The sequence below is a fragment of the Paenibacillus sp. FSL H7-0442 genome, assembly GCF_038593105.1.
Taxonomy (GTDB): domain Bacteria; phylum Bacillota; class Bacilli; order Paenibacillales; family Paenibacillaceae; genus Paenibacillus; species Paenibacillus polymyxa_D.
Map to the genome: position 1 here is coordinate 1,584,363 of NZ_CP151963.1, position 23,953 is coordinate 1,608,315.

The 23,953-nt window shown below is 44.8% G+C and carries 23 protein-coding genes and 1 tRNA gene; 15 read left to right on the forward strand and 9 right to left on the reverse strand.

Annotation, left to right across the window (positions count from 1 at the left end; translation table 11 throughout):
* Positions 1-9: 9 nt before the first annotated feature.
* Positions 10-447, forward strand: coding sequence for a hypothetical protein (locus tag MHH57_RS07175; protein ID WP_340884806.1), 438 nt, complete (start codon positions 10-12; stop codon positions 445-447).
* Positions 448-1,293: 846 nt separating this feature from the next.
* Here the strand turns inward: MHH57_RS07175 and MHH57_RS07180 are convergent.
* A complete protein-coding gene (locus MHH57_RS07180) occupies positions 1,294-1,506 on the reverse strand; it encodes a helix-turn-helix transcriptional regulator (protein ID WP_311082130.1) in 213 nt (70 codons plus the stop codon).
* Between the two features lie 284 nt (positions 1,507-1,790).
* Here MHH57_RS07180 and MHH57_RS07185 point away from each other — a divergent pair, with 284 nt between their 5' ends.
* Complete coding sequence (locus tag MHH57_RS07185; protein WP_340884808.1) at positions 1,791-2,195, forward strand: hypothetical protein; 405 nt, start codon at positions 1,791-1,793, stop codon at positions 2,193-2,195.
* Between the two features lie 43 nt (positions 2,196-2,238).
* On the opposite strand, the gene MHH57_RS07190 is transcribed toward MHH57_RS07185, so the two are convergent.
* Entirely contained in the window at positions 2,239-2,544 is a 306-nt protein-coding gene (locus MHH57_RS07190) for a hypothetical protein (protein ID WP_318626831.1), read from the reverse strand.
* A 117-nt stretch (positions 2,545-2,661) separates the two neighbouring features.
* On the opposite strand from MHH57_RS07190, the gene MHH57_RS07195 reads away from it, so the two are divergent.
* A tRNA-Pro gene (locus MHH57_RS07195) sits at positions 2,662-2,735 on the forward strand.
* Positions 2,736-2,950: 215 nt separating this feature from the next.
* Here the strand turns inward: MHH57_RS07195 and MHH57_RS07200 are convergent.
* Complete coding sequence (locus tag MHH57_RS07200; protein ID WP_340884810.1) at positions 2,951-4,222, reverse strand: MFS transporter; 1,272 nt, start codon at positions 4,220-4,222, stop codon at positions 2,951-2,953.
* A 520-nt stretch (positions 4,223-4,742) separates the two neighbouring features.
* Here MHH57_RS07200 and MHH57_RS07205 point away from each other — a divergent pair.
* The 3 genes from MHH57_RS07205 to MHH57_RS07215 all read left to right on the forward strand — a co-directional run bounded on the left by MHH57_RS07205 (position 4,743) and on the right by MHH57_RS07215 (position 9,608).
* A complete protein-coding gene (locus tag MHH57_RS07205) occupies positions 4,743-7,634 on the forward strand; it encodes a 2-oxoglutarate dehydrogenase E1 component (RefSeq protein WP_342425852.1) in 2,892 nt (963 codons plus the stop codon).
* A 5-nt stretch (positions 7,635-7,639) separates the two neighbouring features.
* Positions 7,640-8,938, forward strand: a complete 1,299-nt coding sequence (odhB, locus tag MHH57_RS07210; protein ID WP_165145028.1) for a 2-oxoglutarate dehydrogenase complex dihydrolipoyllysine-residue succinyltransferase — start codon at positions 7,640-7,642, stop codon at positions 8,936-8,938.
* A gap of 139 nt (positions 8,939-9,077) precedes the next feature.
* Complete coding sequence (locus MHH57_RS07215) at positions 9,078-9,608, forward strand: YfiT family bacillithiol transferase (protein WP_029516462.1); 531 nt, start codon at positions 9,078-9,080, stop codon at positions 9,606-9,608.
* 107 nt (positions 9,609-9,715) lie between these two features.
* Here MHH57_RS07215 and MHH57_RS07220 read toward each other — a convergent pair whose 3' ends face one another.
* The 4 genes from MHH57_RS07220 to MHH57_RS07235 all read right to left on the reverse strand — a co-directional run bounded on the left by MHH57_RS07220 (position 9,716) and on the right by MHH57_RS07235 (position 13,419).
* Positions 9,716-10,714: an alpha/beta fold hydrolase gene (locus tag MHH57_RS07220; RefSeq protein WP_342434988.1), complete on the reverse strand. Its 999-nt coding sequence runs from the start codon at positions 10,712-10,714 to the stop codon at positions 9,716-9,718.
* Between the two features lie 25 nt (positions 10,715-10,739).
* The gene (locus MHH57_RS07225; RefSeq protein ID WP_029516464.1) at positions 10,740-11,714 is read right to left on the reverse strand and encodes a type I phosphomannose isomerase catalytic subunit; all 975 of its coding nucleotides are present in this window, start codon (positions 11,712-11,714) and stop codon (positions 10,740-10,742) included.
* Between the two features lie 169 nt (positions 11,715-11,883).
* Positions 11,884-12,465, reverse strand: coding sequence for a class I SAM-dependent methyltransferase (locus tag MHH57_RS07230; protein ID WP_029516465.1), 582 nt, complete (start codon positions 12,463-12,465; stop codon positions 11,884-11,886).
* Positions 12,466-13,419 carry a TIGR01212 family radical SAM protein gene (locus MHH57_RS07235; RefSeq protein ID WP_029516466.1) on the reverse strand — a complete coding sequence of 318 codons (954 nt, stop codon included), beginning with the start codon at positions 13,417-13,419 and terminating at the stop codon, positions 12,466-12,468.
* Between the two features lie 307 nt (positions 13,420-13,726).
* Between MHH57_RS07235 and MHH57_RS07240 the strand changes: the two genes are divergently transcribed.
* A complete protein-coding gene (locus tag MHH57_RS07240; protein ID WP_013309373.1) occupies positions 13,727-13,924 on the forward strand; it encodes a hypothetical protein in 198 nt (65 codons plus the stop codon).
* 104 nt (positions 13,925-14,028) lie between these two features.
* Complete coding sequence (gene trmB / locus MHH57_RS07245; protein ID WP_029516467.1) at positions 14,029-14,742, forward strand: tRNA (guanosine(46)-N7)-methyltransferase TrmB; 714 nt, start codon at positions 14,029-14,031, stop codon at positions 14,740-14,742.
* A gap of 41 nt (positions 14,743-14,783) precedes the next feature.
* On the opposite strand, the gene MHH57_RS07250 is transcribed toward trmB, so the two are convergent.
* Together MHH57_RS07250 and MHH57_RS07255 are read right to left on the reverse strand one after the other, a co-directional pair.
* The gene (locus MHH57_RS07250) at positions 14,784-15,956 is read right to left on the reverse strand and encodes a UDP-N-acetylglucosamine--LPS N-acetylglucosamine transferase (protein WP_049816935.1); all 1,173 of its coding nucleotides are present in this window, start codon (positions 15,954-15,956) and stop codon (positions 14,784-14,786) included.
* Between the two features lie 12 nt (positions 15,957-15,968).
* Positions 15,969-16,496 carry a phosphatase PAP2 family protein gene (locus MHH57_RS07255; RefSeq protein ID WP_029516469.1) on the reverse strand — a complete coding sequence of 176 codons (528 nt, stop codon included), beginning with the start codon at positions 16,494-16,496 and terminating at the stop codon, positions 15,969-15,971.
* 610 nt (positions 16,497-17,106) lie between these two features.
* On the opposite strand from MHH57_RS07255, the gene MHH57_RS07260 reads away from it, so the two are divergent.
* The 7 genes from MHH57_RS07260 to MHH57_RS07290 all read left to right on the forward strand — a co-directional run bounded on the left by MHH57_RS07260 (position 17,107) and on the right by MHH57_RS07290 (position 23,952).
* On the forward strand, positions 17,107-18,345 hold the full coding sequence (locus MHH57_RS07260) for a glycosyltransferase family 2 protein (RefSeq protein ID WP_029516470.1): 1,239 nt from the start codon (positions 17,107-17,109) through the stop codon (positions 18,343-18,345).
* 309 nt (positions 18,346-18,654) lie between these two features.
* Complete coding sequence (gene infC / locus MHH57_RS07265; protein ID WP_010349250.1) at positions 18,655-19,152, forward strand: translation initiation factor IF-3; 498 nt, start codon at positions 18,655-18,657, stop codon at positions 19,150-19,152.
* Between the two features lie 20 nt (positions 19,153-19,172).
* Positions 19,173-19,373, forward strand: a complete 201-nt coding sequence (rpmI, locus tag MHH57_RS07270) for a 50S ribosomal protein L35 (RefSeq protein ID WP_013309379.1) — start codon at positions 19,173-19,175, stop codon at positions 19,371-19,373.
* Between the two features lie 51 nt (positions 19,374-19,424).
* A complete protein-coding gene (gene rplT, locus MHH57_RS07275; protein WP_007429517.1) occupies positions 19,425-19,784 on the forward strand; it encodes a 50S ribosomal protein L20 in 360 nt (119 codons plus the stop codon).
* A gap of 378 nt (positions 19,785-20,162) precedes the next feature.
* Positions 20,163-21,200, forward strand: coding sequence for a BMP family protein (locus MHH57_RS07280; RefSeq protein WP_165145041.1), 1,038 nt, complete (start codon positions 20,163-20,165; stop codon positions 21,198-21,200).
* 141 nt (positions 21,201-21,341) lie between these two features.
* Positions 21,342-22,880, forward strand: a complete 1,539-nt coding sequence (locus MHH57_RS07285; protein WP_029516472.1) for an ABC transporter ATP-binding protein — start codon at positions 21,342-21,344, stop codon at positions 22,878-22,880.
* Positions 22,873-23,952, forward strand: a complete 1,080-nt coding sequence (locus MHH57_RS07290) for an ABC transporter permease (protein ID WP_069012850.1) — start codon at positions 22,873-22,875, stop codon at positions 23,950-23,952. Before MHH57_RS07285 ends, MHH57_RS07290 begins: the two co-directional genes overlap by 8 nt.
* Position 23,953: the final 1 nt, after the last annotated feature.

Sequence of the window (23,953 nt, forward strand, 5' to 3'; positions counted from 1 at the left end):
ACTTTAGTAGTGCTATTAAAAGAGATTGATGCAAACCACAGTATCTCTAGGGTGTCATGCACATACACTCCGTCTATTGAAACCTACAATATTGTCACAGATAATATGACGGATGATTGTAAACCTACTCAGCTTGGCAATGGATGTTGCATTTGGCTAAATGAGAAAGGGCAACTCGGAGAGATTGAATGTATTTGTCCAAAGAAATTCAAAGATGGAATTTCAACATATTTTCATCTTGACGAATGGATTGATGGGACACCTTCTTTCGAGATATCATCAATTGATGGTGATGTAGCCATTGAACACCTTGAGGATGGATACATTATTTGGCTATCGAGAAAAAGTAACGTAGAACTAGAAGTATCGCAAAGTGGAATAAGCTACTTGTTATCAGGAAATAAACTATCAGGTATAGTAGCTAAAAAAAGTGAAATAATTGAATAAACCATAATGGATTGTCATGCCTAGTAGGAATGAAGTGTTGCCTAAATCCATATAAGGAAATGGTAAGAGATTTGAAAGGGATTAAAGAAAGATAATAATAATTATGGTTTTTTATATTAACCACATGTAAAACTCTTGCATGTGGTTGCTTTTCATCTCAAGAATGAAAAGCACGACCCGAATCAGGATGATTATTCGTATGTGCCAGAGGGAACCGCCTTACGAGGGAAACGGAGAGATCTCCTCATACAAAGCCGCGTGAAAACAGTTTTGACGATGAGAACCGATTGACTCAAGTCAAAGTCGACGGAAAACTCGTAGAGTACCGATACAACGGGGGATGGATTGCTGACAGTCCGCATACAGGATGGCGTTCATACCTGATACTACTACGATGGAAACAGTGCCCTAAACCAAAGTCTTATACTAGCGTAAATCGTCCTGTTATCACTGGTTTGAGTATGGATGTGATGATGATCGTAACGAATAAAATGTACGCAATTTTTAAAGGGACAACATAACCCTGATACATTATTTGATAAATATACATGGGGAGAATTTATTTAAAATCGCCTGACAGGAAGGGAGTTTGATCATCGAATCTAATTTGAGTGGGAGATCGGTAAACAAGTATTTGGAGTATTATATAAAGAACAGAGAGCCGTAAGCATATTAACGGCTCTCTTCGTCGTCTTCTGGCAAGTATTTGATCAGCTCACCAAGGAGTACGCAAGGGGTCTACAAAGTGTATTTAGGGTTGGATAGGCAATTCGGGCGTTTGCATTGAAGGGCAGCTTTTAGAAAACCTAATTGAAACAGTTTCTATAACAAGAGAAATTTATTTTACTAATTTGTATCATCCTCTACATACTCGATAACATCTTGAACATGGCAGTCTAGAGCTTTACAAATTTTATCCAGCGTATCAAATTTCACACCATCTGTTTCTTCGTTGTAAAGCTTGGTAATTCCGTTTCTATGTAACCCAGTCTTGCGGGAAAGCTCGGCTATATTTATTCGTTTTTCGCCCATAATACGGGAAAGATGAATCTTTATCATATTTTCCTCCAGATAAATGCACTCTATAGTGTTAAAAAGAACCATCAAAGTATTGACAATAAACACTATTCAATGTATTCTAGAAACAGCAAAAATAACACTGGAATGTGCATTTTATTTATTGAGATGTTGTTTGTGAACGTCGTAGTAATATGCTTATCGTACCAAAACGTTTTACAATTAGCAATTAATTATCGTTCAACCACCTAGTTTGAAAAACTACCTGTAGAAGAAAGTATATTGGCAAATAAGAAACTTTGAACAAAGGAATGGAGCGAGGATGTATGACAGAATGGGTAATGGGATTGGAACGGGTATCCATGGCTCAGGGGCCATATGATTCACCTCATATGTATGAGATATGCGAAGGGGTTCTTTATGACCAACAATATTTCTTTTACCTCGAAAATGGCATACTGTGTTTGCGCCATGTGAAGAAGGTGGAGCAATCATATCATATGCATCTTTACTTGGATGGAGAAAGCGGAGGTTTGCAACTGGCAGAAGGTGTGCAAGGGGAAGTTATGCAAGTTGTCACGGAGATCATCGAACGCTTACGCGGCAAGGATGGACTGACATTTTTATTCGATGAACTGCTGTGGCTACATGGTAGGGGACCTATTGAATTAAACCTTTTCAATAAGAAGGATGAAGTGACCTTAGGTGGCAGACAATTTGCTACGAAATAAATGATTCTTATGCTTTATATCATGGAACTTGTCGAAATAAAGCTTATGATTTCACCGAATATATCAGTTGTTGACTGATGAAAATGAGCGGATTCCGAATCCATATGGTCAATTCCAGCATCACAGCATCGGCAGAAGGACTAAAGCCCCAATCACCTCCGAATAAAATGTTTTGCTGCTGCTCTAATATAGGTGACTGAGGTTCTTCCAAGCCATACTGTTCTTTGAATCTCTCTTTCGTTTCATGATCTATGACAAGGTTATCCTGTGCAAAGGTATAGCAGATAGGAACGCTTAACTGTATTAAAAGAAGTAATGCAATGGGGATAAGTAATTTTTTGCTTTGCATGGTTAGCTCCTATGATCTCTGTTTTTGACCTCTTAACGTGAAAATAATCCCTTTACAGGATTTTATGACCAGAATATAATGGTAAATAACAGCATCGATCTACATACACTGGGTTATCGGGGTATAGCGCAGCTAGGTAGCGCGCACCCTTGGGGTGGGTGAGGTCGTGGGTTCGAATCCCGCTACTCCGATTTCAATCAAAATGTCCTGCTGATGCAGCTAATGCGTCTGCCGGGCGTTTTTTTTTGAATATTACATACCCTATCGTTTTTGTCTCTACTGGGTTATGACGAGCTAGTCGTATGCAACGAATGTATGAAGCCACCTCTGAACTGGATTCGGAGGCAGAAGTGGCAACTCAACAATCGCTGGCGGAATGGTCTGCTGTATGACTTTTTTAATTTGCCTATAAAGATTCCTGAAGGGTCTTGGAAGAAGTACTGTAATCAGCATAACGGGGAAGCACAATAGTGTAGTATATTCCTACAATAACGGTACAGATCCCAACTAATAAAAACAAGACTTCAATTGAAATAAATGAAGGAAAGCTTATAGCAATGAAACCTAATGTAAGAGACTGGGACAGCATCATTAACGGATTAATCAAACCTTGCACACGTCCCATCATTTGAGGATCTACAATACGAGGAAGCCATCCTCCTATACCAATGTTAATGAACGGAAGTATCAGTGCGATGACAAAGTTGATAATCAGGAAAGCATAGATGTGGTTAACAAATCCAAGTGTGCACATACCCATTCCGGCTACCAGAACTCCCGCTGCAATCATTTGGTGTAGTTTTAGCTTGGCAGAGATGAGAGAAGCGATTAGGGTACCAAGCAACACACCAGCCCCAAAAATAATACCCGTCCATACCATATACTGCTCGTAATTGCCTGGAGCTAGCTTGTATTTAAGAATAAACATCGGTAAAACGCTAAAACCACCATTTAAAATACCGAACATAAAAAAGCCTGAAACCAACCAAAGCAATAGTCTGTTGCGTAATATGTAAAGAAACCCTTGTTTAAAATCGATCATGACAAGTTTGAATTTTAATTGTTTGAATTGATGTGCCCCGTTCGGAAGGCGTACTTCCTTTGGAATTTTGCAGGAACGAATAAGCAGTGCAGACACAATAAAAGAAACAGCATCAATTAGGATGGCTCCAGTAATTCCAAAGTGCCAGTAAACGACAGCCCCGAGAGTTCCTCCGAATAGCATGAAAAGACTCCCCATCATTTGATTGAGGCCTGCGGCAATGGTGTAATCATCTTCGCTTAATATCCCCTGTATAATGGCACTTTCGGCCGGGAAGAAAAATTTGGAGGCAGCACTACGGATGAACAGGAGGGCAAATATCAAAGGAATCGAATCGACCCAAATAAAAATAAGCAAACATAAGGATAAAAAAGCGCTGATCCAGTCACAATTAACAGCAATTTTTTGTCTGTCCATCCGATCTGCCAGCACTCCAACTACGAGAAATACTACCAGCATAGGAAGCGAATACATTAACTCGGCAAGCGTTGCATAATAAGGCTGATTTGTAAACCGTTTCAACAAATAAAACATGAATGCAGTAACCCCGATAATTCCTCCCATTTGTGAGGCGAAGGTTGCCAGAAAAAACCTGACATAATTCTTGTTTCTGAGTACTTGTTTTAATCCAGTCACAGTTCCATCCCTTTCGCTTTCAAAGCGGTTTTTAGATGCCTAATTAAAATAATAGTGAAAAGTAGGAATATTGTACAGAAAAGTGACTTTAATGTCACTTTACGTTTGAATTTGCATCGTATCGGACCTTCTGCCTTTTAAATTCTGCTGTTGACGGTAATCATAGTGGGGTGGACTCGGAAGTTGCATTCAAACTCGTTTGGCGTTATGAGGTGCAACATAGACTAAATAACCAGCTGTTAGTTGATATTCGACGGCTGGTTATTTAAGTTGCCAGGTGTTTGATTACAGATTAGCCCGATTCATCTCATTTACGCATGGATATGTTGAGAAAAAGGAAATGCTCATAGCTAGAAAACTTTATACAATGGAAGAGGAATAAGAATTGTGAAATTCGACTTTTGATGAAGAATTTCATATAATGTGAGCATATTGTGAACAACTTAAATTGAAGATTAATAAAAAAATGAAAATGATTTCCGTCCAGCTATGAATTTCAAAATTTGACGGAGGGAACGAGATGACAATGGAAGAGAGCAGCAGACAGGTACCTTGGCAGGCGTATTACGGACCTAATCTAGGTTATGTGCAGGACCAGTATGAAAAGTATGTAGCGGACCCCGGAACGGTTGACCCGGCTTACCGCGAGCTATTTGATCAATGGGGTGAGCCGCCACAATCCGAATACTCGGCTGCTTCCATGATAGACAACAAATTGCAAGGCCCCCCCACAAGTGCTTTGGGGCATCTTGATTCGAATACATTACAGAAAGCGGTTACAGCGGGCAAAATGGTATGGAATATCCGTGAATACGGACATTTAGCCGCCCAAATCGATCCGCTGGAACTGGATGCAGAGCAGGATACACGCTTGCTTAATCCAGCATCTTACGGTTTAACTGAACAAGACTTGAAGGCTTTTCCAGCCTCTTTAATATGGGATAACGCTCCTGCGGGAACACTTAACGGATGGGAAGCCATTCAACGGTTACGTGTAGCATACACTGGTCCGATTGCCTATGAATTTAGTCATATTCATAACGAGGAGGAACGCCGCTGGCTGAACAGCTATGCAGAATCCGGTTGGTCCTCCAAGCCCCTCACCACACAGGAACGCAAGTCGTTGCTGGGCAGATTGGTAGAAGTAGAACAGTTCGAAGAGTTTTTGCATAAAACATTTGTCGGACAGAAACGTTTTTCCATCGAGGGTAATGATGTGCTTGTCCCTGTTCTCGACGAGATTATTCGTCTAACCACAAATGCAGGAGCAAGTCATGTCCTGATGGGTATGGCGCATCGCGGCCGTTTGAATGTACTGGCACATGTGCTGGGCAAGCCTTACAGTAAAATTTTCTCTGAATTTCATCATTCGCCGAATAAGGATTTGATCCCGTCGGAAGGTTCCACAGGAATTAACTACGGCTGGACTGGCGATGTGAAATATCATCTGGGTGCTGATCGTTTTGTAAAAGATGGGGGAGCGGTGCAGGCCCGTCTGACATTGGCGAATAACCCAAGTCACCTGGAATATGTGAATCCGGTGGTACAAGGATTTTCACGAGCTGCACAGGAAGACCGCAGTGAGGCTGGTTATCCGAAGCTGGATGTGAGCAAGGCAGCTACCATTATTATGCACGGTGATGCTGCTTTCCCAGGTGAAGGTATCGTGGCAGAATCACTTAATTTCACGAATTTGCGCGGCTTCCGCAATGGCGGTTCAGTTCATATTATTGTGAATAATCGTCTGGGCTTTACGACAGAGAGTGTTGATTCCCGTTCGACCCGTTATGCCAGTGATCTCGCTAAAGGCTATGAAATTCCAATTGTGCATGTGAACGCGGATAATCCCGAAGCTTGTATTGCAGCTGCTCGTATGGCTGGCGAATATCGCAATCGTTTCAAGAAGGATTTTCTGATTGATCTGATTGGTTACCGTCGTTATGGTCACAATGAATCCGATGACCCGGAAACAACACAACCGCTGGTATATCGTAAGGTGAAGAATCATCCGACGGTGAGCAAATTGTATACTCAAAAGCTGATGAAGCAGGGGATTGTGGACGAAGCGTTTAGTGCCGGCCTCATTGAGAAGGTGCAAAACAGACTGAAGGAAGCGCATGAGCAGGTGAAGAATCAACCGGAACAAGAGCCGGAGATTACTCCTGTGAAGGCGAAAAAGAATCAGAGTTCTGTGGTACGTACTGCAGTGGAATTGAAAAAACTGCGCCAAATCAATGAAAACTTACTCAAATGGCCACAGTCTTTTCACGTATATCCGAAGCTGGATCGAATTTTACAGCGTAGAAAAACCGCTCTGAACGAAGGTGAAAAGGTAGATTGGAGTTTGGCGGAGACGCTGGCTTTGGCTACCATTCTCGCAGACGGCAAGCCTATTCGTATGACAGGCCAAGATGCGGAGCGAGCTACATTTGCTCACCGTAACCTTGTGCTGCATGAGCCTGAAACAGGCCGTACACATTGCCCGTTGCATACATTGCCGGAAGCACGTGCTTCGTTCAGTATTCATAACAGTCCATTGTCTGAGGCATCTGTCCTTGGCTTTGAATATGGCTATAACGTGTATTCTCCTGAAACGTTAGTGATTTGGGAAGCACAATTCGGCGATTTTGCCAACTGTGCACAGGTTATTTTTGACCAATTTATTTCCGCAGGCCGTGCCAAATGGAGACAGAAATCGAGTCTGGTGATGCTGCTACCGCATGGTAGCGAAGGACAAGGACCAGAGCATACGAGCGCACGTCTGGAGCGTTTTCTCCAGTTGTCCGCACAAAATAACTGGACTGTCGCTAATTTGAGCAGTGCCTCCCAATATTTCCATCTGCTGCGCCGTCAGGCTGCATTAAGCGAAAGTGAGGAAGCCCGCCCGCTGGTGATGATGTCGCCGAAGAGCCTGATTCGTAATAATCGTGTCGCTTCGCCTGCTTCTGAATTCAGCGAAGGAGCATTCCGTCCTGTGTTGGAACAGCCTGGTCTGGGTGCACGTCCGGATCGTGTAGAACGCATTGTACTGTGCAGTGGCAAGATTGCCATTGATCTCGAAGAAGCATTGGAAAAGGATAAGAATGAGGCAGAAGAGCGTCTGCATATTATTCGTGTGGAGCAGTTATACCCTTTCCCGGAAGAGGAAATTCGGAATATTTTCGGTCGCTTCCCGCATGTTAAGGAGTTCGTATGGGCTCAGGAAGAACCTAAAAATATGGGGGCTTGGAGTTACATTGAACCTCGCCTGCGGAATGTTGTGCCACAGGGAGCGGAAATTCGTTACGCAGGCAGACCAGATCGTTCAAGCCCGGCCAGCGGTTATCAGCAAGTACACAGCCTAGAACAACAGCGAATTATTCAATCGGCGTTGAAGCAGGATTCCAAAAACAATATTACACTGGGGAGGTAGCGGCTGTGAGCGATATTATAGTGCCGGCAATGGGAGAATCCATCACGGAGGGAACAATCTCCAAATGGCTTGTGAAGGAAGGGGATTCCGTAGGACAGGGAGATGTTCTGCTGGAGTTGGAAACCGATAAGGTCAATCTGGAAATTAGTGCGGAAGAAGCAGGTGTGGTGCAGAAAATCCTTCGTCAGGAGGGAGATACTGTGGTCATTGGTGAAGCTGTTGGTCTGATCGGAAGCGGCAGTGGTAGTGCGGATTCAACTGGTGCTGGAGAAGTTGCAGCGACTCAAGCGCCTGAAGCACCGTCCGTAGCGACTTCACCGTCTTCCGTAGGAGGCGGCGTTAAAGTAGAAGAAAAGTCTGCACCGCCTATTTCATCGAATAGCGACGGAAATGGCCAGACGGCATCACCATCTGCACGGAAGTTAGCGCGTGAGCGCGGGATTGATCTTGAGCAGGTACAGGGAAAGGACCCGCTCGGACGTGTATTCCAGGAGGACGTAAAAACGCATAACAGCGCTGAAGTATCACGTGCAGCATCTATATCTGCGTCTCCCGCTACTAGCAAGCCTGCGCCTCCGTCTTCAGCGCAAACGGAGTACAGCAAGCCTGTGGAACGCCAGCGCATGTCTCGTCGCAGAGCGACGATCGCTAAGCGTCTTGTTGAAGCACAGCAGACAGCTGCCATGCTGACCACTTTTAATGAAGTGGATATGACCGCCATTCTCGATGTGCGTAAACGCCGTAAAGATAAGTTTAAGGAAAAACATGATGTAGGCTTGGGTTTTATGTCCTTCTTTACAAAGGCAGTGGTTGGTGCTCTCAAGCGCTTCCCTACCGTGAATGCTGAAATTAATGGCGATGATATCGTACTGAAAAAATACTATGATATTGGGATTGCTGTATCTGCCAAGGAAGGTTTGGTTGTGCCAGTTGTACGGGATGCCGATCGTCTTGGCTTTGCTGAGATCGAGAAGAGCATTGCAGATTTGGCTGGCAAAGCACGCTCCAATTCGCTTTCTCTGGCCGACTTGCAAGGAGGAACTTTTACCATAACCAATGGAGGTATTTTCGGTTCCCTGCTGTCTACGCCAATTCTCAATACGCCGCAAGTGGGGATTTTGGGAATGCATAAAATCCAACTTCGCCCGATTGCCATCGACGAGGAACGAATGGAAAATCGTCCGATGATGTATATCGCGTTGTCCTACGATCACCGGATTATTGATGGTAGTGAGGCAGTTCGTTTCCTGGTAACGGTCAAAGAATTGCTGGAAGATCCGGAATCATTGTTACTGGAAGGATAAAATAAATGGGGTAAGTGTATCTCCTCTTTACGTGTATGACAAAAGCAGACTCTTGCGAGTCTGCTTTTTTTCCTGCATAGTTATCACATAAGGCTACAGACATTACTGTCAGTAGATGTAGAGAAGGGCGGGAACTGTTTTGGACAAAGACTTGCGCTATCCGATAGGATCATTCGTTGTTCCAGACACCATTACAGAAGAACAGCTTATCGCATGGATTCACGACATTGCTGAATTGCCTGCACAGCTGCGTCTGGCGGTCGAAGGACTGAATGAGCAGCAGCTAAATACGCCTTATCGTGAAGGGGGCTGGACGATAAGGCAGGTAGTTCATCATGTGGCAGACAGCCATATGAACAGCTATATCCGTTTTAAACTGGCGCTGACGGAGGATACACCGACGATCAAGCCATATGATGAGGGACGTTGGGCCGAAATACCAGACGCCAGGGAACTTCCACTGGAGCCCTCGTTGCAATTGCTAGAAGGACTGCATGAACGGTGGGTGACCGTGTTGCGATCGTTGGGAGAGGATCAGCTACACCGATCGTTTATTCATCCTGAATCGGGCCAGACGATCCGCCTGGAACGAAACATCGGTATCTATGCCTGGCATGGCAAACATCACACAGCTCATATTACTTCCCTGAGAGAACGAAATGCATGGTGATTTTTAAAACTAACCCAAATGGAAAATAAAAAGGAATAAGAAAAGAAACCTTCAATCCCACTTTAATCGTGGTTTTAAAGGTTTCTTTTCTTATTTCCTCACAAGGCTTATGACTTGGACGAGGTTGATTGTTCAGGTTCATCGGAGGCTCCAGACAATGTGGAAACAGAGGTCACCTCTGTATTAACATGACGGTCGAGCCAGTCTACGATGTCACTCATCACCTCGTCGCGGTTTGTTTCATGAAGCATCTCATGGCGACCATCAGGATAGAGGCGATACTCTATGTCCTGAAGCTCTAGGCTTCGATACATTTCCACTAGTGACAACACGCCTTTACCGAACAAACCCACTGGATCACGATCCCCGGCAAAAATATAAACTGGCAGTTTGGGATTGATATGTTTCAGCGAGGAAGGCCAGTGGATTTCTTGCAATAGCCTGAAAAAATCCAGAAAAAAGCCTGTCGTGCAAATAGCTCCACATAATGGGTCGTGCACGAACTGATCTACTTCCTCAGGATCACGGGACAGCCAGTCGAACGCTGTGCGCACCGGACGAAAGGCACGATTAAAGCCTCCAAAGACCATAGCGTTGAGCAACATACTGCGATGATCCATTCCTTGCAGTTTGGCTTGCAGTAGAGCAACTTGCTCTCCGAGTTTTAGAAGACCACGTCTTCCGTTGGTTCCCGATAAAATAAACCCATGATACGTCTGCCGATCGTCATACATAATTTTCTGGGTTAAAAAGGACCCCATGCTGTGACCCAGCAAAAAACGAGACTGTTCAGGGAATTCCTTAGCCACAATTTCGCCTAGCTCCAGCATGCCATTTGCCATTCGATTAAACGCATCAGCTCCTGGCATACCCAGCTTATCAGGATCACCAGCCGTGCGCCCGTGACCGATATGATCGTTGGCATACACACCGTAACCGCAAGCAGTAAGCTTTTCGGCCAGTCGGATGTACCGATAGGACGTCTCGCACATACCATGCGAAATTTGAACAATCCCCTTAATGGGCAAATTCTGATCGGGCAGCCAGCGGTAGGCAAAAAGCTCTGTTCCATCATTTTCAGCGATGGTGAAGGTGTATTCCCGCATAATTAGACATCACATCCTTTAAGCCTTAAGGAAGATAAGATCTAAGTACGGTCATTCCGTCATTCAGCGTGTAACCGCTCAGGTTAGCGGGCAACAGGAAGCAATCTCCAGCTTTACAGGAAAGAGACTCGGTATTATTGTTCCATGTTATGGTCCCACTGCCTTCACAAATCACGAGAATGGTGAAGCTGTCTTCCGTTGTAGAAAGTGCCCAACTTCCATCTACGATACCCTTTTCCACAACAAAATACTCACAGGCTGCCAGCTGGAGCCATTTTCCAGGCTGTAAGCCGTCCGTTTTCATCGTTGTTGCGCCTGCACCTGCGTAGGAGGTTACATTGAGGGAATCCTCGATATGCAACTCACGAGGCTTGCCATCCAGTCCGGGGCGATTATAGTCATATAAGCGATAGGTAGTATCCGAATTTTGCTGGATTTCAGCAACGACAACGCCTGCACACAGTGCATGTACGGTTCCAGCGGGGATGAAGAATGTATCGCCTGCTTCGACTGGGACCTGACGCAAACTGCCGAGGATGTCCCCACTTTCAAGAGCTGTACGCAGACTCTCGCGGGTTACACCTTCGGTCAGACCATAAATAATCTTGGCATCCGGCTTGGCATCAAGCACGTACCACATTTCAGTTTTTCCTAATTCTCCGGCTGGAAGTCCTTTGTAATCATCTGTCGGATGCACCTGAACGGATAAGTCATCATTACAATCCAGTAGTTTGATCAAAAGTGGGAATCGTCCGCCTTTTTCCGATACACCCTTGGCCCCGAGCCAATCTTGCCCGTAGGTCTCGCGAATTTCATCCAGTCCTTTGCCTGCCAGCTCACCATTGATGACCGTTGTTGTTCCGTTTGGATGATCGGCAATCATCCATCCTTCCCCGATATGTCCTTCTGGTGGGGTTAGACCAAATTGCTCTAAGGCCCGTCCTCCCCAAACTCTCTCTTTGAACTCAGGTTGAAATTGCAGCGGGTATGGCTTTAGCATAATTTCTCTCCTCCATAATGAGTAAATGAGTGTGATCTAACAGAATAGGGAAATCAATAACGTGCTGATGGGCAATAAACTGGGATGAATAGCGCCCAAACGAGCTAAAAAAATGATATATGTAAGGCGGCTAAAAAAGCCGCTCATAACCTGAGTTTAAAATCCGACATTATTTCTTCTCAACTGCCACTACGTAAGGTGAAGCGGCTCGTTGTAATTGACGATAAATAATGCTTTGACCGCTGGAGACCGGGAGAGCAGAAGCCCATTGAAGAACGGCATCTGCTTCTTCACTTCCTCCAGCATGCCCTGGATAGAGTACGGCAGTCAGAATGCCGCGTGGTCGCAGCAATTGTAAGGCAGCATCCAGTGCGACGAGCGTACTGTGCGTATGCGTGATGACCGTAGGATCGGCGCCTTCGGATGGCAAGTAGCCAAGGTTAAACATGACCGCAGCGACTTTGCCATGCAGCATGTCCGGAACGGCCTCCCGCATTTGCTCATGACCTTGTAGTAGTAGCGATACTTCTGCTAATGAAGGTGAAGCGTTTTCTTCCAGTCGACGACGGGCGCAATGCAGTGCTTCTTGCTGGATGTCAAAGCCATAGACACGGCCCCGTTTGCCAGCAGCTTTTGCCAGAAATAACGTATCTGCTCCTGTACCGACGGTAGCGTCTATAGCAGTATCGCCTGGCTGCACCCGCGTAGCCACCAATTGATGAGCGTAGCTCAGGACGGATAGGAATCCCATTTAAGGTTGCCTCCAGTATTTTCCCTGCCACGTTTCGCGTGACTTCAGTTCATGATCAATGGCATTGAGCACTTCCCATTTTTTGAGCGACCACATGGGTCCCACTAGCAAATCGCGTGGGGCATCTCCGGTTAACCGATGAACAATCATTTCGGGAGGTAAAAACTCCAGCGTATCAACAATCAGCTTCACGTATTCGTCCTTTTCCAGAAAGCGTAGCAATCCCGCTTCATACTGCTTGACCATAGGCGTTTTGCGCATGAGATGCAGCAGGTGGATTTTGATGCCCTGCACATCCATAGCCGCTACTGCACGTCCCGTATCAAGCATCATTTCATGCGTCTCTTGGGGCAGACCATAAATAATGTGGGCGCACACGCGGATATTCCGCTTGCGCAACTTTTCCACCGCCTCCAGATAGCATTGAGTATCATGAGCGCGGTTAATCAGCTCTGAGGTCGATTCATGGACGGTTTGCAGACCCATTTCGACCCACAGGTACGTGCGTTCGTTTAGCTCGGCAAGGTAATCCACTACATCGTCAGGCAGGCAATCAGGACGTGTAGCGATGGACAGACCGACAACGCCGGGCTGCTCCAGAATTACCTCAAAGTATTCTCGCAGTTCCTCAACCGGGGCATACGTATTCGTGTAGGCTTGGAAATAGCCAATATATTTGGCGTTTGGCCATTTTAGATGCTGTCGATCCCGAATCGTATTAAACTGGGTGACCAGATCATCACGACGACGCCCGGCAAAATCACCCGATCCGCGTGCGCTACAAAAGGTGCAGCCCCCTTTAGCGATGGAGCCATCGCGATTCGGACAGGTAAAACCCGCATCTAGCATGACTTTGAACACTTTATTTTGAAATTGCTCACGCATTTCGTAATTCCAAGTGTGGAACCGTTTATCTCCCCACAGGAGAGGAGCAGGCAATAAATCTGTTTTCATGGGTGTACTCCTTTTTTTACGATCACCCTATTGTAACAAAAATTAGTCTTCATTGGGAATCATTTGACCGAACAAGTCAATAAAATGTGCGGATTTCACGGCGTTGCGGATTGAAAAAGGTTACACAATATGTTATATTGTAAGCGGTACCAGACATACAATAAAAGGACTGTTTTCGATCCTGAAGATAAAAGTTATCCCGTTGCTAATGATTATTCTTCAGGGAGGCAGCTATGCTGTTTCTAACGCCTGTTTTAGGGTAAGTGCACGTCGGTTCCATCACAAATAACCCGTGAGGTGATCTTTTATGAATGCGCAGGATAAGACGCGTATGGATAAAGTTACTGTTGAGTTAACCTTTGATGAGGCGTTGGCATTGACTGGTGTCCGTTTTGGGCAGGATCGTCAGATTGGAACGACCGCACGTCAAAAAATCAGAGCGGCTTGCCAAAAGACAATTGATTTTTCACCTGCTGATGGGGTAGACTATGAACAATTAAATTAGTTGGACCCCAATCCAAATATATTGAAAAAGGAATTTCATTTCCGTATCTTCAAGCGGGGGTGAAATTCCTTTTTCCTTGATAACAGAGTATATGGAGGAGTAACATGCGTTTACGCGGAAGAAAAGGAATACGGGAAAGTCTGGAAGAACAGCAGGATCTAGTCATCTTGGAGCCGGCACAGTATAAGGGGAAATGGCAACAGCTTTTTGGTAATGATCGTCCCATTCATGTAGAGTTCGGTATGGGTAAAGGGCAATTTATAAGCCAAATGAGCTTCCGGAATCCAGAGGTTAACTATATTGGCTTTGATATGTATGATGAGCTGGTTCGCCGTGCAACAGAAAAGTCCCGTCTGGCCTGGAGTAATTCAGAGGTTGATACGCCGCCTAATATTAAATTGGCACTGGCAAACATTGAACAGATCGAGAATGTTTTTGAACCAGGAGAAATTGAACGCATTTATCTAAATTTTAGTGATCCTTGGCCTAAAGCCAAGCATGCACGTCGTCGTTTGACGCATCCGCGTTTTTTGGACAAGTACCGTCAGCTTTTGAACAGCAAAGGACAAATTCATTTTAAGACTGATTCGGAGACACTATTTGAGTTTTCTTTGAATTCGTTTGCCGATAGCGGTTTACAAATGACGAATATTTCGTTAAACCTTCATCGTGAGGGGATCAACGAGGAGCATGTCATGACGGAATATGAACAAAAGTTCATGGGCAAGGGTATGAATATTCATCGAGTCGAAGTGCTGATCGGCCAAGATGCTTTGGAAGAGTACGGAAAAACACGCCTTGAAAAGTACGGGAAATAAAAAAAAGATCAAATGGATAAAATAAGACAGGGTGCTTCCTTTTAGGAAAGCACCCTGTTCGGTTCCAGTATATCCAAAATACTCTGTGCGCTCTGAAGAGGATAATATCGCGCTACATTGTGGACGTGCTCCTGTCGTTTACGGACGATTTCTGGAAAATCGTGTAGCAGTCGGTTCATCCATTTCACGACAACATCCAGCGAAGTAATCGGTTCTCCGTAGCCTTGAGCCGTAAAGTATTGACAATTTTCCTCCTCCTGTCCAGGGAGAGGTTTGTGAAACAGCATCGGAATCCCTTTAGCCAATCCCTCGGTGCATGTCATTCCGCCGGGTTTGGTGATGAGCAGATTCGATACCTCCATTAATTTGTCGATTTCCCGTGTAAATCCGAAGATATGAATATTTGGATGATTAAACCTGGGATCTAATTGCATTTTACGACGAATTTTATCATTATGCCCCAAACAAAAAATAAATTGAATGTTCTCTCTCCACTGAGTAAGCGAACGATGTATAACTTCGTCATTCATAAGGCCCCAGCCGCCACCCATAACGAGTACGGTCGGGATGGGTTTAAGTCCAAATTGTTCTCTAATTTCATCGTGCCCAGGATGTTCCCAAAAATTTGGATGAACGGGAATACCGGTCACCTGGATTTTCGAGACGGGTACTCCGCGTGCTCGCAGCTTACGCATGACTTCAGGCGTAGATACAAAGTACCGGTCAACCTCGGGACTAATCCATGTTCCATGTGCATCGTAGTCTGTAATAACAGTACAAAGCGGAACATGTAAACCTAAGCGCTTCAAACGTGAAATTACCGCGCTTGGGATGGGATGAGTACATACCACCAAATCGGGACGAAGCTGCCGGAGAATGTTTCGGGTCTGCGTGTAGAACAGACGGTGCAAAGCGAGCGTTGTAAGACGGTTTAATGATTTTTTGTACTGATGACGGTAAACCAATCCGACTAGGCGAGGCTGCGATACGACAGTCTTCTTGTATGCTGTAATAATAAGGGGGGCCATTCTTGGATTCAAAAAACTCCCCAGCTCCAGCACTCTTGTCTGCACATTCGGAGAAAGCTTCCGCAAACTGCTTGAGAGCGCGTAGGCAGCTTGAGTATGTCCGGCACCGAAACCTTCCGATAATAATAACACTCGTTTTTTAGCCACTCTCATTTCACCTGTTCCTGCTGGGATGTTCTCAATCATACCATATCGGCTTTAAGGCCAGAATGCAACCGTTCCTATTGCTGCAGACGTTCCGATCACCGCTCCTGCAAGTACATCCGTTGGGTAGTGGAGACCTAGATAAATCCGAGAAAAACCTACAATTGTCGCTACAGGCAACAGCAGCAGTGTTAGCATCGGTGACTGTAGCATAAAAGGCACGGTAGCTGAAAAAATAGCGGTCGTGTGCCCTGAGGGAAAAGAATGGTCCGACAAGGGGTTGCGGAATGTATTTGTACCTGGTAGCGCTAAATACGGGCGAATCCGCGGGTACAGCTTTTTAACGATAGCTACGGGGATGTGACTGACCCCAAGAGCGATGGCTCCCTTCATACCGGAATCTTTCCACGGGTTCGGAGCGAGCCACCAAATAAGGAGTGTGGAGGCTATAGTAAAGGTAGCCCCGCCTAAATGTGTGAGATAATAAAGCCAGAAGTTCAAAAAACGGTTGTGTAAGCGTCCGTTGATCCATTTGAACAACTGCTGCTCCAGACTTACAAGTTTTACGACTAGACGTTGCATTTGGTTTCCTCCGGTTGCCGGTTCAGGTCAGTCGGCAAATATTTTGAGTCATTTTGACATAATCAGACCATAAGTAATTATTCTCTTGCTCTCATCATATTTTTAAACGCTGTTCATTTCAAGAATCACTAAAGATTCATAACTTACTTGGTTCAATTCTACACAAAAATGTTAATGGAATATAAGCTGTATTGTATAACTTTCTTTGCGTTCATCCGTCTAATAAGATAGAGTGTTTAGAAGTGGTTGCTAATTGGCCCACAAAAAGGAGGGACCAAAGAAATAAAAAGTTAGCAAATGGATGAAAATAAGACCTAAACGTCATGAATGAGAAGTCCAGCGCTGCATTCCCGGTTTAAACGGGAGTTTGTTGTGTTTTTTTGCTGCTGAGACCGGTTTAAGGGCTTTGACAAAAGATTGAAAACCAACGAAAATCGTAATGGCGTTCCTGTGTCAGCCAAAAGGGGGCTGCGCACAGCCAATGAAGAAAGCAAGGGTCGGGTCAAAAACTACAGAAAAGGCGCGAAAAGCGCCGCAACTTGCGCTACACAGATAGAAAACAAACAAACGCAAGATTTTAAGGGGTATAAAAAGGGGGTAACAAGAGATCATGTTAGACGCTATTTTTGTGACGCTCCAGGTCATACTGGCGGTGATCGCAGTCTATCAGTTTGCATTCTCCTTGTTCGGATTGGTTCGGAAGAAAAGGAAAGAGCACGCGGCTCCAGAAAAGTCATTTGCCATTTTAGTCGCTGCCCACAATGAAGAACAGGTTGTCGGAGCGTTGATGGAAAATTTGAAGCAACTTGATTATCCGAAGGAACTTTACGATGTGTTCGTAATCTGTGATAACTGTACAGATAAGACTGCGGACATCGTTCGCGCTCACGGCATGAATGCTTGTGAACGTACGAATCCGAATCTGCGTGGTAAAGGCTACGCTATTGAGTGGATGCTCAAGGAATTATGGGCTATGCCACGCCAATATGATGCCATTGTCATGTTTGATGCTGACAATTTGGCGCATACCAATTTTTTGAGTGAAATGAACAATGATCTGTGTACAGGTGCCCGTGTTATCCAGGGGTACATTGATACTAAGAATCCTGAGGATTCTTGGATTACAGCGGCATACGGGGTATCTTATTGGTACATCAACCGTTTGTGGCAGCTGTCACGTCACAATCTGAACATGGCTAATTTCCTCGGTGGTACAGGCATGTGCTTTGAAACAAATCTGCTTAAGGAAATGGGCTGGGGTGCGACAAGTCTCGTAGAGGATTTGGAATTCACCATGCGCTGCACGCAGTGCAACGTATATCCAAGATTTAATTACGATGCCAAGGTATATGATGAAAAGCCGTTGACGTTCAAAGCCTCGTCCAGACAGCGTCTGCGCTGGATGCAAGGTCATTTCACGGTCGCTCGTCGTTATTTCTTCCCGTTGCTGTGGCAAAGTATCAAGCATAGAAGCCTGATTAAATTCGATATGGCTCTTTATGGTCTGAACGTGTATATCGTACTGCTCACCTTCTTGATGACAGTAGCTATGTGGATAGATATCGCCTTCTTTGGTGGACCTAATATCGAGAACATCTATGTACAGTTACCAGCTTGGACCGGTGTTATAGCTATTGGTTTGAATGTTGCTACTTTTGTGCTCGCAATGATTTTGGAAAAGGTCACATTCAAAAAAGTATATCTGTACTTATTGCTGTTCCCGGTCTATGCGATATCGTGGTATCCAATTACGGTCTATGCGTTCTTCACACAAAACAACAAGCAATGGAGCCATACCCAGCATACGCGTGTCGTTCGCCTAGAAGAGGTGCAGAGCAAGCAAGGGTAATTAGACGGTGGAATAGGACTAGAGATCGGTGTCATCAATTTTTATTAAAGTGTTGACACCTCGATTGCACCGTGATAAGATATTTGAGTATGTTAATTGAAAAGTATGGATTAACAAGTAGAAGGTCCGACTTCTCACCTGTCCGGTATTGCCGGCTGGTCATGATCCAATGATTTGTGAATTGAACTTTCATGATGAATTGAGTATCAGACAGGGATGTCGGCTGTGTAGTCGTCATCCCTTTTTTGTGCTTAAACACAATACAACAATAACAGGTTCTGGAGGTGGAGGGTTATTAGTAAGGAACATATGATCAATGATGAGATTCGAGTGAGAGAAGTACGTCTAGTTGGTGCGAACGGTGAACAAATCGGGATTAAACCGACGCGTGAAGCTTTGCAAATGGCGATTGACGCAAACTTGGATCTCGTGAACGTGGCGCCTCAAGCGAAGCCGCCCGTGTGTCGGATTATGGATTACGGAAAATTCCGCTATGAGCAACAGAAGAAAGAAAAGGAAGCCCGTAAAAACCAGAAGATCGTTGACATCAAAGAGGTATGGTTCCGTTCCAACATCGAGGAACATGACTACCAAACCAAGTTTCGCAATGTGGTGAAGTTCCTGAATGAAGGGGACAAGGTGAAATGCTCCGTTCGTTTCCGCGGTCGTGAAATTACTCATGCTAACGTGGGTCAAAAAATTCTCGAACGTGTGAAATTGGAAGTTGCTGATCTTTGTACCGTGGAGCGCCAACCCAAGCTCGAAGGACGCAGCATGATTATGATATTGGCTCCAAAGAGTCAATGACAAATTAAGGAGGAAGTTCAATGCCTAAAATGAAAACACATAGCAGCCTTAAAGGCCGCTTCAAAATTACCGGTACTGGTAAAGTAATGCGTTACAAAGCTTACAAAAACCACTTGCTTTCCCACAAATCCAAACGTGCAAAACGCGTTCTGGGTACTAACCCTGAGATGGCACCTGGGGACGTTAAGCGTCTGAAACAAGGTCTTGCTAACCTGAAATAGCACAGCACGGCAATGAAGAAAGTATAAACATTATTTGGGAGGTCATTTGATATGGCAAGAGTAAAGGGCGGATTCGTCGTTCGTCGTCGTCATAAAAAAGTATTGAAGCTTGCTAAAGGTTATTTTGGTTCCAAACACCGCATTTTTAAAACAGCTAACGAGCAGGTAATGAAATCGCTTGTTTACGCATACCGTGACCGTCGTCAGACGAAACGTAACTTCCGCAGACTGTGGATCGTGCGTATCAACGCAGCAGCTCGTTTGAACGGTTTGTCTTACAGCAAATTGATGCACGGCCTGAAATTGGCTGGTGTGGACATTAACCGCAAAATCTTGGCTGATCTTGCAGTCAATGATATTAATGCATTCAACTCTTTGGCAACTGTTGCTAAAGGCAAAATCAACGCTTAATTATTCATAATGAAGGCGTGGAAACCACGAAAGTGGTAAAGAGGTATCCCAAGCAGTACGCTGTGTAGGGATGCCTTTTTTTGTACATACTCAATGGTACGGAAAAGACTTTGTTTTCTCCAAAATACGAATAAATATGACGTAGGATGGAAGAATGTATGTTTTTTTTAAGATTGTAGCGCTTACATTGTTGAGGTTTTAAAAAAAATTGACCCAAGGTTATTAATTGTCTAGATTTTAGCCGATCATAATTGTATAATCTCTAAAGTAAGTCTTCTGTACGATCTGTCTCGTCAGTAAATGACATGCATGAGCATGTACATGTTCAAAGAAAAGAGACAGTCTAGGGATCTAACACTAAGGGGGAACAGTATCAGCATGAAGAAAATGTTCAGTATGTCTTTGGTTATGCTGCTGGCGATCTCGGTCATTCTCGCAGGCTGCGGTAACAAAAATCAAGGTGCGTCCAACGCAAATGGTGGAGACACAGGTGGTTCTGCCAAAACATCGAATGTCCAAATCGGCATGGTTACAGATGTGGGTGGAGTAAACGACAAATCGTTTAACCAATCTGCGTGGGAGGCACTACAAGCCACTGAGAAAGAATCAGGCGTTAAAGTTAAATACCTGCAAAGTAAATCTGATCAAGATTATATTCCTAACCTGAACCAATTTGTTAAGGGTGATTTTAACCTGACTTGGGGAATCGGTTTTAATCTGGCGAATGCGATTGGACAAGTAGCGAAAGACAACCCGAGCAAGAATTTGGCGATCATTGACAGTGTCGTGGATGCGCCTAACGTAAAATCGGTTGTTTTTGCTGAAAATGAAGGTTCCTTCTTGGTGGGGGTTGTAGCTGGTAAGCTTACCAAAACAAACAAAATTGGTTTTGTGGGTGGACAAGATAGCCCGTTGATCAAACGTTTTGAAAAAGGATTCGAAGCAGGAATTAAAGCTGTAAATCCAAATGCAAAATTGGAAGTTAACTACACAGGTGCATTTGATAAGCCGGATCTGGGTAAAGCAGCGGCTGCGACGATCTATAACAGCGGTGCAGATATTATTTTCCATGCAGCTGGCGGATCTGGTACAGGTGTATTTAACGAAGCACTCGCACGTAAGCAACAAGGTCAGCAAGTATGGGTTATTGGTGTGGATAAAGACCAATCGCTTGAATTTGGTGACGACGTAACATTGACTTCGATGGTAAAACGTGTAGATGAAGCTGTAAAACGCGTATCTAAAGAAGTAATTGACGGTAAATTTAAGGGCGGTGTCGAAACACTGGCTCTGAAGGATAATGGCATTGGTTTGGCAGACACTTCAACGAAAAACGTACCTAAAGACGTGCTTGATATTGTAGAACAATACAAGCAAAAAATTATTAAGGGCGAAATTACAGTTCCTTCGAAATAAGTTTTGGATTGAAGAATATAGAGGTGGCGACAAGGCTGGTTCATAAGACTAGCCTTGTTCTTACGTCTGGAGTTATATGGATTATAACGGGCAAAATCAGCTCATTGGAGCACATACTATAAAGTGTATAAGGGTGATCTCATGGATGCAGCGACCCCCGTCGTTGAGTTAAAGCAAATTACAAAACGATTCCCCGGCATCGTTGCCAACGACTCCATCAGCATCAAGCTGCATAAGGGAGAAATTCATGCCCTTTTGGGTGAGAATGGCGCGGGTAAATCTACGCTTATGAATATTCTTTTCGGACTGTATCAGCCGGATGAAGGGACCATTGAAATCGGAGGTAAACCTGTACAGATTGATAGTCCAAATAAGGCGATTGATCTGGGGATTGGCATGGTGCATCAGCATTTTAAACTCGTACAGCCGTTTACCGTTACCGAAAATATTGTCCTGGGCTCGGAGCCACGTAAGGGTCTGAAAATCAATTATAAAAAGGCTGCCGCAGAAGTACAGCGGTTGTCTGAGCAGTACGGCCTTCAGGTGAATCCGAATGCCAAAATTGAGGATATATCTGTGGGTATGCAGCAACGTGTAGAAATTATTAAAACGCTTTATCGCGGTGCAGATATTCTGATTTTCGATGAGCCTACAGCTGTACTGACACCACAGGAGATCACTGAGTTGCTGGACATTATGAAACGTTTGGTGGCTGAAGGCAAATCAATTATTCTTATTACTCATAAACTTAAAGAAATCATGCAAATTGCGGATACCGTTACGATCATTCGCCGAGGTCAGGTTATTGATACGGTCAAGACGTCTGAAACAACACCAAATGAGCTGGCTGAGAAAATGGTGGGCCGTCGTGTGTCCTTTAAAGTGGACAAGCAGCTTGCGCAACCAGGACAAACGGTATTGGAAATGAACAATGTAATTTCTAAAAACAAGGATGGTATTCATGTTCTAAATGAGTTGAACCTGCAGGTCAAGGCGGGCGAGATTTTGGGGATTGCCGGAGTAGATGGTAATGGACAGAGTGAGCTGATCGAAGCTTTGACAGGCTTACGCAAGGTGGATGGCGGGAGCATTCGTTTGCTCGGACAAGAGGTGGCCAATCAGTCACCACGCAAAATTTCAGAGGCAGGCGTTTCACATATACCAGAGGACCGTCATAAGCATGGGTTGGTGCTCGATTTTTCTATGAGTGAAAATATGGTGCTGGAGACGTATTACCAGGCGCCTTACAGTAAAAATGGCTTCTTGAACAAAGATGCTATAGAGAAACAGGCTAAAAGTCTCATCGAAAAGTTTGATGTTAGAACACCGGATATTCACACGAAGGCAAGAGCATTATCTGGTGGGAACCAGCAGAAGGCTATCATTGCGCGTGAAATTGATAAAAATCCGGACCTTCTCATTGCAGCACAGCCTACACGCGGTTTGGATGTTGGAGCTATTGAATTTGTCCAGAAACAACTGATTGCGCAGAGGGACCAAGGTAAAGCTGTATTGCTCATATCTTTTGAACTGGACGAGATTATGAATGTATCCGACCGAATTGCTGTCATCTATGAGGGCAAGATTGTCGGGGAAGTGCTGCCAGAAGAAACGAATGACCAGGAACTGGGACTGATGATGGCAGGAAGTGCAGTGAAGAAAGGAGTAGAGAATGGCTAATCTATTGAAAATATTCACAAAAGACTCCTTTGTACTGGCGCTGGTCTCTATTATTTTGGGTCTCCTTCTGGGTGCTATCGTGATGCTGATTGGCGGGTATGACCCTATTGTGGCCTATTCTGCTTTGTTTAGCCGTGTATACGGAGATTCTTATAACTTTGGAGAGGCTATCCGCGAGATGACTCCGCTGATTTTGACGGGGTTGGCATTTGCTTTTGCGGCCCGCGCCGGATTGTTTAATATTGGTGGCGAAGGTCAGTTTCTGGTAGGTATGACAGCTGCTTCGATTGTGGGCATTAAACTCCACGGACTGCCAGCTATCATTCATGCACCGCTAGCTGTGATTGCAGGCGCAGTTTTCGGAGGCCTGTGGGCTGCGATTGCTGGCTATTTGAAGGCCAAACGAGGCGTGAATGAAGTTATTACATGTATTATGATGAACTGGATCGGCCTGTATTTGGCTAATTTGGTGATCAATCAGTTCGCACTTATGGAAGGTGAGAATCGTTCTGTGGATATTCAGCCTTCTGCTTCAATTTCCATCGAATGGCTGTCCCAGATGATGGGGAATGCTCGGGTACATTGGGGTACGGTTATTGCTGTGCTGGCAGCAGTCTTTTTCTACATTTTCATGTGGAAAACAAAGCAGGGCTATGAGCTACGGGCTGTCGGATTTAATCAGGATGCATCCCGTTATGCAGGTATGAATGTAAATCGTAATATTATAAAAGCGATGTTCATTAGTGGAGTTTTTGCCGGATTGGCAGGGGCCTTTGAAGTGCTGGGAGTATTCCATTATCAATCTGTCATGGCAGGATCACCGGGAACGGGTTTTGACGGTATCGCTGTAGCTCTGATTGGGATGAATAACCCATTTGGTGTGCTGCTTGGTTCTGTTTTGTTCGGAACGCTTACGTATGGTTCTGCGGGGATGAGCTTTAGCGCAGATGTACCGCCCGAAATTATCCGGGTTGTCATCGGCTCTATTATTTTCTTCATTGCGGCCCAAGGTATTGTACGTTGGGTTGTGAAGCCGCTCTACTCCAAGCGGAAGAAAGAGAAGGTGTTGTAAA